The 9,479-nt window shown below is 39.6% G+C and carries 9 protein-coding genes and 2 pseudogenes; 5 read left to right on the plus strand and 6 right to left on the minus strand.

What is annotated here, in order from left to right; genetic code table 11:
* Window positions 1-285 (minus strand): helix-turn-helix domain-containing protein (locus tag AN394_RS20395; protein ID WP_152968961.1); only part of this gene is annotated, 285 nt, incomplete at its 3' end.
* Between the two features lie 38 nt (window positions 286-323).
* Here AN394_RS20395 and tnpA (AN394_RS22360) point away from each other — a divergent pair.
* Window positions 324-719, plus strand: a pseudogene (gene tnpA, locus AN394_RS22360) (IS200/IS605 family transposase).
* A 252-nt stretch (window positions 720-971) separates the two neighbouring features.
* Here tnpA (AN394_RS22360) and tnpA (AN394_RS20400) read toward each other — a convergent pair.
* The gene (gene tnpA, locus AN394_RS20400; protein WP_036973777.1) at window positions 972-1,391 is read right to left on the minus strand and encodes an IS200/IS605 family transposase; all 420 of its coding nucleotides are present in this window, start codon (window positions 1,389-1,391) and stop codon (window positions 972-974) included.
* 64 nt (window positions 1,392-1,455) lie between these two features.
* On the opposite strand from tnpA (AN394_RS20400), the gene AN394_RS20405 reads away from it, so the two are divergent.
* On the plus strand, window positions 1,456-2,598 hold the full coding sequence (locus AN394_RS20405; protein ID WP_036973776.1) for an RNA-guided endonuclease TnpB family protein: 1,143 nt from the start codon (window positions 1,456-1,458) through the stop codon (window positions 2,596-2,598).
* Between the two features lie 79 nt (window positions 2,599-2,677).
* A pseudogene (locus tag AN394_RS20410) lies at window positions 2,678-3,130 on the plus strand (EAL domain-containing protein); the annotation flags it as partial.
* On the opposite strand, the gene AN394_RS20415 reads toward AN394_RS20410, so the two are convergent.
* Window positions 3,131-3,808 carry a zinc-finger-containing protein gene (locus AN394_RS20415; protein ID WP_055022418.1) on the minus strand — a complete coding sequence of 226 codons (678 nt, stop codon included), beginning with the start codon at window positions 3,806-3,808 and terminating at the stop codon, window positions 3,131-3,133.
* 301 nt (window positions 3,809-4,109) lie between these two features.
* Between AN394_RS20415 and AN394_RS20425 the strand changes: the two genes are divergently transcribed.
* On the plus strand, window positions 4,110-4,547 hold the full coding sequence (locus tag AN394_RS20425; RefSeq protein ID WP_055022420.1) for a hypothetical protein: 438 nt from the start codon (window positions 4,110-4,112) through the stop codon (window positions 4,545-4,547).
* A 307-nt stretch (window positions 4,548-4,854) separates the two neighbouring features.
* Here the strand turns inward: AN394_RS20425 and accD are convergent, their stop codons facing one another.
* Window positions 4,855-5,721 (minus strand): acetyl-CoA carboxylase, carboxyltransferase subunit beta, encoded by an 867-nt coding sequence (gene accD, locus AN394_RS20430; RefSeq protein ID WP_055022421.1) that lies wholly within the window; start codon window positions 5,719-5,721, stop codon window positions 4,855-4,857.
* Between the two features lie 107 nt (window positions 5,722-5,828).
* Here accD and AN394_RS20435 point away from each other — a divergent pair, with 107 nt between their 5' ends.
* Window positions 5,829-6,731 carry a LysR family transcriptional regulator gene (locus tag AN394_RS20435; protein WP_199528393.1) on the plus strand — a complete coding sequence of 301 codons (903 nt, stop codon included), beginning with the start codon at window positions 5,829-5,831 and terminating at the stop codon, window positions 6,729-6,731.
* 397 nt (window positions 6,732-7,128) lie between these two features.
* On the opposite strand, the gene AN394_RS20440 is transcribed toward AN394_RS20435, so the two are convergent.
* Both AN394_RS20440 and AN394_RS20445 read right to left on the minus strand, forming a co-directional pair.
* Window positions 7,129-8,430, minus strand: coding sequence for a S41 family peptidase (locus AN394_RS20440; RefSeq protein WP_055022423.1), 1,302 nt, complete (start codon window positions 8,428-8,430; stop codon window positions 7,129-7,131).
* Between the two features lie 129 nt (window positions 8,431-8,559).
* Window positions 8,560-9,096, minus strand: coding sequence for a hypothetical protein (locus AN394_RS20445; protein WP_055022424.1), 537 nt, complete (start codon window positions 9,094-9,096; stop codon window positions 8,560-8,562).
* Window positions 9,097-9,479: the final 383 nt, after the last annotated feature.

Below are 9,479 nucleotides of genomic sequence, written 5' to 3' on the forward strand. Positions count from 1 at the left end.
TGAAAAAGCATTCTTAACAGCAGTTTCTAAATCGCGAGCAACCTGCTGAGCCGCTGCTGAATCAAAAGATTTAATCCACGCAAACTCTTCGAAAGGCTTTAATTCCTTAAGAAGCGAGGCCATTCCTTTGTAAAACAAGAACGTCTTATCGTACTCATATCGACGCATATTTTCAGACAACAACAGATCCCAAATGCCACGCGCTGTCGCACTAAACTCAATAAGCTTAGCTTCTTGCTCTGGGGTAGGATTTAGCCTGTAGTTGTATCTGAGCGTCTTTTTCATATACTGTATAGACTACTGTATAAGGTCGAGTTGTCAAGTTGGAATATGAAACTAAATCTCACTGCAAATATTTAATTGCACTTCATTTAATTCTGGTAGTTAAATCCAGAAAACCTTTACTAAACGGAAATCTGGGTAAGTTTGTTAAGAAAACGGTTTTCGATGTTTCTCTATCTTCTGACTTCAGGATCGAAGAGGTTGAAATAGACAAAGATCACATTCATATGCTGATTACAATCGGCACTCGATATTCTGTAGGCTAGTACGCAAGGAGGATTAAACAAGCGACAACTACTAAAATCTGGAAATCATTTCCTTACCTCAAAAACCAATTTTAGAAAGAGAAAACATTTTGGTCTGATGGATACTTTGTGTGTTCTGTAGGAAATGCTAGTGCAGAGATAATACGAAAATATATTCAAGAGCAGGGGTGACACAGATTCATCCCCGCGACATCACTTCGCTCTGATCACGGGGTTTTCTCGGTGAATTTTCGATAAAGCAAAGGTTCGTGCTGATATGGGGCGTTTTTTTGCTAATGATAATCGTGGTTCTCGTTATAATAAATCACTAATGTGGTTAGATTTGGGTAACGGACGCGCATCAGGCCAGATTATTTTAGCGATTTCGCCGTAAACCCTCGCCCGATTAGGGCGGGGATATAAGGCGTAAGACGCGATAGCGTCTTAATCTGGGGTTGATTGACTTTCCACATAAGCTTTTAATGTTTCAATAGTCACACCGCCAGCAGTGCAAGCAAAGTATGAACGAGACCATAGGGCGGAGCTTGTGCTCTGCCTTGTAAGGTGCGTGTTTTGTAGTCGTAGTATACGAGATGAAACTGCTTTTAAGTTGTTAACCATTAGGCTGATTGAAAGTTTAGGAGGGTATGAGATCAGTAAATGAACGTGATCCTGTTCACCATCCATTTCTATCAATTCGCATTCAAGTTTTACACACACTGAGTCAAAAGCTTCCCTTAATTGTTCGATCATAACTCCAGTAAACAACTTGCGCCTGTACTTCGTTGTAAATACCAGATGAATAATCAATTTGCTCAGGCAGTGCCTTTTTTGAGGCAGTCTTGAAGTAACTCTTTGCTGTATGCACTCACTTTACAACCCCAATATAAGCCGATAATATCTTGAAATTATACAGGTGAGCAATGAAATGCTAAAAGCAACAAAAGTACGCATTTATCCAACACAAGAGCAAGCTGAGTTTTTAATCGCTCAGTTTGGTGCCGTGCGTTTTGCGTATAACAAAGCGCTGCATTTAAAATCGCACATGTACCGCAAGCATGGTGTCACACTGAATCCAAAAAAGGATATAAAACCACTGCTTGCCGTTGCTAAGAAATCCCGCAAATACCACTGGTTGAAGCAATATGATTCAATCGCCTTACAGCAATCGGTGATCAATCTTCACCAAGCCTTCGACAACTTCTTTAATCCGAAGTTGAAAGCCAAGTATCCACAATTCAAACGTAGACATGGCAAGCAGTCGAGCTACCACTGCGTGGGTGTAAGGGTACTTGATGGGGCAATTAAGCTTCCAAAAATGAAGCCTATAGAGGCGAATGTTCACCGTGAGATTGCGGGTGTGATTAAAAGCATCACTGTAAACCTGAGCAAGACAGGTAAGTTCTACGCATCAATCCTTGCGGATGATGGAGTGGAACTCTCAACACCTCTCCACACGTTAAGAGCAGTGACAGGTGTCGATCTGGGTTTGTCTCATTTTGCGATTGAGTCAAACGGCAGAAAGACAGCCAACCCAAGATTTGTAAAACGCGCTGAGAAGAATCTCAGACGTAAGCAGCGTCAGCTATCCAGAAAAGCCAAAGGCAGTGCTAATCGTGCAAAAGCTCGGATACTTATTGCTAAATGTCATGAAAAGGTAGCGAATGCTCGCGCTGATTTTCAACACAAACTCTCTCGAACTCTCGTTGACGAAAACCAAGCGGTGATAGTTGAGACATTGAAATCAGCCAATATGATGAAAAACCGCAAACTTGCAAAACATATTGCTGATGCCTCATGGCATAGCTTTGTTGCGAAATTGGAATACAAACTGAAAGAGCAAGGTAAGCACCTAGTAAAGCTAGATCAGTGGTACGCCAGTTCTAAAACCTGCTATTGTTGCGGTCATAAAATGGAAGCAATGCCCTTATCGGTTCGCAAATGGGATTGCCCGTCTTGCGGTACCAGAGATATTGATCGCGACTTAAATGCCGCCCTAAATATCCGGGATAAAGGCATTCTGGAATTAAAGGCGGCTGGACGGTCGTCTCTGCTTATGGAAGCTGCATAAGTCTCGATACTATCGAGCAACGGCTAACGAAATAAGAAGCATCGCCTGATAAGGCGATGAGAAGTCACAACCTGCCCAAGTTGCTTCTGAGGGCTTTAAGCGACTGGTTAATTATTATTTTCGAAAATTCAAAATTGATATGACAAGAGTGATATTTGAAATTACTGAGCGCCCCTGTTCGCACAAGATGTTCAATGATGTTTTGGTGAACACCAATTCAATGACAGCAAATGGGTATCTATTTGCGATTGATGATTTTGGTACCGGTGTCTCTAATTTTGAAATGCTATGCGAGCTTGATGTGTACATGATAAAGCTTGATGGAAACTTTGGTATTAAGTCTCTGCATGATATTAACTGCCAGAAGGTTTTTAAATTCGTATCGACTTTCAACGAGTCTTTCGGATGTAAAGTCTGTGCTGAGGGCTTGGAGACTGAAGAACACGTAGAATTAGCAAGAGGCCTTGGCTTTTGTTTTGGCCAAGGCTATGGGTTGGGAATGCCAAAAGTATTAACGGGTATTGTGGAATAATTAAATTATAAGTTTCGTAAAGTTTATCGCTGATTCACATTGTTGTTCGGTGAATTTACCAATATGACAATCATTAGGTTTAACTTCTAGGTAGTTAGCCAACTGTCTGTACACATCAACTCTTGCAAAACCACACTCTTTCCAAAGTACATCTAATATTTTGTGTGCCTTTTGTCTTGCGCTTCTAGTGCCGGCATTAGCCAGGGTTCCTTGAGGTAAGTTATCCCCTTTGTGCACTGCAACGTATGAATCACATCCTGATTTGTAGTTTTCACAAAGATAAATTAAACCGTGATCTTTACCTTTGAATATGTGCTTTGATTCTGAAAGTGATGCTAACCCGGAACAGTATTCACATCGAACTTTGATGTCCACTGCAGCTCTTGAGTTTCTTCCCATCACAATATCTTCCAGAAAGTGGATGAAATACATTCGCATCGATTTTTCAGCTAAGTCAGTTAAGTAATTAGCTTTATGCTTCAGCTCCCCTATAAGTGCCAGAGATAGAGCTTCATGTCGGTGATCAGAGAGCAACTTGCTTAGTTCATTTACATAGCTATACGTAGAAGCATCAACTATTCCAGACTTAGATAGTTGCTCTTGGACCAGTTTTTTTAGATCGACTTGGTTTAAATAAATCACAGCTTTGCCTTGTTTTAGTGTTTGTATGTCTTCCATTAAACCCTGGTTAAACAATTGCGCTGGAATTCAAAAAAAAACTCAATTTTCTCGATTTTAATCTCTGCCTCAATTTTTTTGCGTGAAATAATGAGTGGCATAAGGAGGTGTAAATGAACCAAAAAAAATCAATACCAGTCTCCCAATTAGCCCTTTATTACTCAGATAGAGAATTATTTAGGAAAGCTAAAGGTGGTGCATTCGATAAAAAACTGGCTAAAAGAGGCACGCGAGAGCACGCCCGGGCAGGTAAAAGTTCAAATCTAATACGCGCTGTGTTTTTAACTATTATAGGTTTCATATGTTACTTATTATTCAAATTTTCCTAGTTTTCTCTATCGTAGTGATCGTGCTTATTGCAAAAGGGTATAGCGTTAAGAGAAAGCTACAAGTGCCTCTTTATTATCTATTTCTTTGTGGTGATGTTGGGGGGCGAAAACCAATAAAGGTAGAAAATAAGAATCTAGTCGGTATGCCAGATGCCCTATTCTTCAATCTATTAAAGCTTAGGTTTGTTGTATGTGAGTTTAAGTCTCGAAACTATACTGGAGTAAATTTATATGAAAGAGCTCAAATTACATTGTATATGGGAATGCTGAACAAATGGTATCTACCTGCACCGCAAGGTATTGTTGCATATGGTAATGGTTTTGCTGTTCGAGTGAGGTTTAATAAATCATTGTTCAATGAAATTTGCGGTCTTCGAAAGCAGTGCTTAGTTGAATTGGGCAAGTTTTAACTTTTCTTATATGGAATATAGCTGTGAATACACATTTTTGTTCGTGTGGTAGCCTATTTGAGCTTACATTACAGCTTAGACGCATAGGCTTTAGCCTCATCTGACTGGCAGCACATAGTCGAATCCTGCTTTCAGGTAATTTTCGTATCCAAAACGTCGAAAACCACCTTTATTGGCGGTGGTCGCGATGGAAAGAAAGTTTTGGGCATAAATGGCTTTATAACTTTGAATACCTTTAAATGTTTTAAACCCATTTGAATGAGCTTTATCTTGTTGGCTAGTTCTGCTTCGCCACAGTACCTATAAGCTATGGATTTAAAGGAATAGTTGTATTTGTCATTTTAGCCAACAATCCACCAATTCGTTTGCGCATTTCACGCCTATCAATAATAATGTCTATAGAGCCATGCTCTAAGAGGAACTCACTCCGCTGAAAGCCCACAGGTAATTTCTCCCGAACAGTTTGTTCTATCACGCGACGTCCAGCAAAGCCGATAATTGCCTTCGGCTCGCCAATGTTAATATCTCCTAGCATGGCTAGACTCGCTGAAACGCCACCCAATGTTTGGTCTGTTAATACAGAAAAATATGGTAAGCCTTTACTGGATAACCGATTTAACGCAGCACTAGTTTTTGACATTTGCATTAACGATATCAGAGATTCTTGCATACGAGCGCCACCACTGGCAGAAAAGCAAACTAATCCACAATTTGCATCTACAGCAGCTTCAACTGCCTGAACAAAACGTGCACCTACAACTGAGCCCATCGACCCTGCCATAAAAGAAAACTCGAATGCACAGGCAACAACAGGTAAGCCCATAAGTTTTCCTTTCATCGCAACTAAGGCATCCCTTTCCCCAGTACTTTTCTGGGCTAGAGCAAGGCGTTCCTTGTAGCGTTTCAGATCCTTAAAATGTAGAAAGTCTTTCGGTTCAAGTTCACTCGCGATCTCAATTCGCTCTCCTTTATCTAAAAAGCTGTCTAAGCGGCGGCATGCTGACATCCTCATATGATGATCGCATTTTGGGCACACCTCTAAATTTTCTTCGAGGGCAATGCGATATAATATCTGATCACAGGATGGACATTTAGTCCATATTCCCTCTGGGATAGAAGCTTTACGTGTACTGATTATATTCTTCTTATCTAACAGTTTTTCTAACCAACTCATCGGAAACCTTTTCATATAACTTTAGTGATAAGTATTGTATAGGCCTATTTTTGGTAATAAAGTGTGCTTTATTGGTTTGATAATCCAATATTATGGGATTAAATAAGATGCTTGATAAAATTGACCAGCAGTGGCTAAAAAGTTTTCACTGTGTCTATGAGAACAACAGCTTCAAACGTGCTGCGGAATTTTTAAGTTTGCCTACATCAAATATCAGTCGTCATGTTGCTTTGCTCGAAGAGCGACTGGATATACGACTATTTAACAGAACCACACGCCGAATCGCTCCAACAGATGCAGGAGAACATCTCTACTTACGCACACAGCCATTGTTTGACAAACTTAATGATGCTCTTGAGGAAGTGACACAGCACTCTCATGAGGTCGTTGGGCAGCTTAGAGTTTTAATGCCAGACTCGCCTGCTTTAGCTCAAGCAGTCGTGTCTTTTTGTACCAAGCATCCCTCAATTTCACTATGTTGCGATACAAGTATCAGCCCGAAAGAGGATTTACTTGATGGGTTTGACGTGATTTTAAGTTTTCACAGAGGAAAGCTCGAAGATAATAATTGGGTAGCTAAGGAGATAAAGCGTTGGCCAAGCTCTGTTGTGACATCCCCAAAACTCTTAAAGACCTCTCCCAGACCTTTTCAGGTTACCGACTTGAAACACGTCCCATGTATCAATACTTTTACTGCGTTACATGGAGCACCTTGGGTTTTCAAAAATACTAAAGGTGAGCTTATTACTCAAAAAGTACAGTCTTCATTTAAGGTCAATAGCGGGCATCTCGCTAAATCTGGCACATTAGCTGCTCTGGGGTTTGCTATACTGCCCACCGAATTCTGTCGTAATGAAATAGATGCTGGTTCTCTGGAAATAGTAAAAATGGAATATGAGCCTGAAGATTTGGTTTTGTATATCTTTTACGCTTCCAGAAAACAATTGGCAAAAAAGATCTCGATGTTTATTCAACATTTAAAGCACCAAGCAAATTTAGATAGAGGCTGAAAAGTAGAGGAAATAAATCGATAAAAGGATTTGTCTGAACCACTTTTTAGAGTAGGCGCTTGGCTAAGCAAACTTTTATGCAAGAATCAGGCTGCGGAATGCACTAAGAGGATGTATTAAACACCAGCTTGAAACTAATAACAAACAATGTTTTTTAATACTCAGTACAATAATCTGAACAGAGTAACGACTCTATCAAGAAACGGGCATAAATGTGCCGACCAAGATCCGATGAACTTGAAGTTGGACAGAAACAATTTAGCGCCGAAGGATGACTCTGTGCCAAAAGCGGATCTTCACGCCGTTGTAACCAGCTAAAAATAGTTGGCTAGAATTTTGTTAGGTACAATCAAAGCCAACTATTTTTTGTCCGTGTTAACAGCCTTGTTAGCAATTTTTACATCGTTCTCTGAAACACTCTTTCATCCTCACCCAAAGAGAGCATTTTCAATGCAATGACTTGCTTATTTTTATATATTGCTTGCAGTCTTGCTTCAGTAAACGCTTTAAAAACAATGGTCTTTTTATCAAGTAACTCAATTTCAAACGCCGGATCATTTGAATATTGATAAAAGAGTTTACCACTTTTTTGGAATATCTTGCGCTCTCCAAACGTACCTACTATCTGATTGAAATCACTCTGACTTGGCTGGTATTGGCTCGATTTTGCTTTAACCAATGGATAGACCCATTGATGCAAACCAAGGTTTTTACTATTACTTTTGATTAAGGAATTAAGCACCTCTGCATAAGCAACATAAAATGCATTATCACTACTTGTTTCAATATTTGGTTTCACCCCCTTTCTTTCCCAGTTGTCATTTGTTCTTGGATCTACAGGTCGTGTGGATGGTAAAGTGAGAATATAATCATTATTTACTATTTCAGTACTTCTACCATGAGCGGCGCCAGCAGTTACCTCTCCAACAATGGTTGCTCTATTCAAACTTTGCATTGAATAGCTAAAGCCTTCTGCAGCGGATGCAGAATTACTGCTGGTGAGGATATAAAGAGGAGTATCTTTAAACCTAGGACCTGGTACATATGGCGAAGTCCAATCTTGCGTTTGAGTTAACACACCGTTTTCACGGCTTTCAAAAGTTGATAAATGGACTGTATCTAGGTCAAAGAAGTAACTTGCTAAGGAAGTCACCATAAATGGACTACCGCCATAATTGTTCCTTAAATCAATAATGATACCATCGGCATGCTGTAAAAATTTCATCGCATTTTCAAGCGTCTCACCTCCTAAGTGACTGTCAGAGAAAGCTCTTATATCGAGGTAACCAATATTGCCATCAAGCAATTCAACCTTTTTAAAACCATAGTTGTCTATAGGAGTCTCCATGACACGACTATCAGCAAACGCCTCAGTTTGTGCTGACGAACGATAATCTTTCAATTCACTAACCCAATTTGGATCATAAACAACAGAAAGATGTTTATCATTTGCAATCTTGTTTAATTCCAAGGTCATAAATTCAGCAATATCTTCAGATGACTTTTGACGTTCACAACCAGATAAAAATACTTGCGAACGTATTAACTGAGCTAACCTTGTTGCTGTATTTTCAATGACGTAGTTATCTTCAAGTTGTTTGGCAATATTTTGTGACACATCATAACAATCTGCAGCGCTGACATAATTGCATAGAACGAGTGAGCTAACGATGAGGGGTTTAAAGACTTTATTGTTCATATTTTCCTGAAATTTTAATTATTGTTTTTTAATAACGTTCGAACACACCAAAAGGGGTTAAAAGATTTTCTAAATGCTAAATTAAATTGCTAACGCCTAAATCAGGTGCGCCCTAGGCGTCACCTGGATTTACTTGTTAGCCTCCTGCATGATTTCACCAAATGTTAGAAACTGCCTGATTGTAGGAAAATCCCACTCATTTAGCCCTAAAGACATCAGGTGCTTAAGGGCTCCATCTTCAGGACAATCGCTGAGCTCATCTGGGTATGTACTGACAAACCAACTCCAGAAGATCTTTGCTTCGAGAGGAATTTCACCCGAAATATTTTGAAGCATTAGTATTGCATCAAGCATGAAATCAGATGTAAATCTCTCAATTGGAGCGATATTTATCTTTCCTTCAGGATCTTTATCTGCATGTTTGAAAAAATTATAAGGTTCATTGACAGTTCTTACATGCTTCCTGAATTCCTCTCTCGTCATGCCTTTTGGGTTCTTGACTACACTTACTATTCCTTGCTCTTTGCCCACATCAATTAACACCTGATGAGCAGATGCAATAACAGTATGAATCACTACAAAATCACGTAACTCAAAAAACAGAGTCACTGCTTCAGTAATCTGTCGTCTAGCAACTTCTATCTTGTCAATCCAAATTGGTTGCATTTTACTCCTTGGAAGCTAACAATTTAATATCGACTCATTGGGTCGTTTTTCTACCGAGCCGCGGGTCATTTTTATCATTGTACCAGTTCTACCACACTAACTAACTTGTTGCTACAGATAAACTTTTAATCATTATAGAGATTATGAAAAAGGTAAAAACGACCAAATGGGTTGTTTTCCTGAATATAGGAGAAACACATAGCAATTGGACACAAAATCAGTGTTGAAAAGTAATTTTCTAATGACCACTATTCGCTCAAAGCCGTCATTAGAGCATTCACTTTAACTCATTTTGGGGCGTGCGACGTGAAGTCGTATGAAGCGCTGTTCACCGCTTAATGAGTGAACCATCTGTATCACCAGATGATCCTAGGAGCCTGAAT

The sequence above is a fragment of the Pseudoalteromonas sp. P1-26 genome, assembly GCF_001401795.1.
Classification (GTDB): Bacteria; Pseudomonadota; Gammaproteobacteria; order Enterobacterales; family Alteromonadaceae; genus Pseudoalteromonas.

Bases quoted from the DNA above. Each gene is read 5' to 3' on its own strand.
- AN394_RS20405 (WP_036973776.1), top strand. From the start codon at position 1,456: ATGCTAAAAGCAACAAAAGTACGCATTTATCCAACACAAGAGCAAGCT.
- AN394_RS20435 (WP_199528393.1), top strand. From the start codon at position 5,829: ATGCTTGATAAAATTGACCAGCAGTGGCTAAAAAGTTTTCACTGTGTC.
- AN394_RS20415 (WP_055022418.1), bottom strand. From the start codon at position 3,808: ATGGAAGACATACAAACACTAAAACAAGGCAAAGCTGTGATTTATTTA.
- AN394_RS20445 (WP_055022424.1), bottom strand. From the start codon at position 9,096: ATGCAACCAATTTGGATTGACAAGATAGAAGTTGCTAGACGACAGATT.
- AN394_RS20440 (WP_055022423.1), bottom strand. From the start codon at position 8,430: ATGAACAATAAAGTCTTTAAACCCCTCATCGTTAGCTCACTCGTTCTA.
- AN394_RS20425 (WP_055022420.1), top strand. From the start codon at position 4,110: ATGTTACTTATTATTCAAATTTTCCTAGTTTTCTCTATCGTAGTGATC.
- accD (WP_055022421.1), bottom strand. From the start codon at position 5,721: ATGAGTTGGTTAGAAAAACTGTTAGATAAGAAGAATATAATCAGTACA.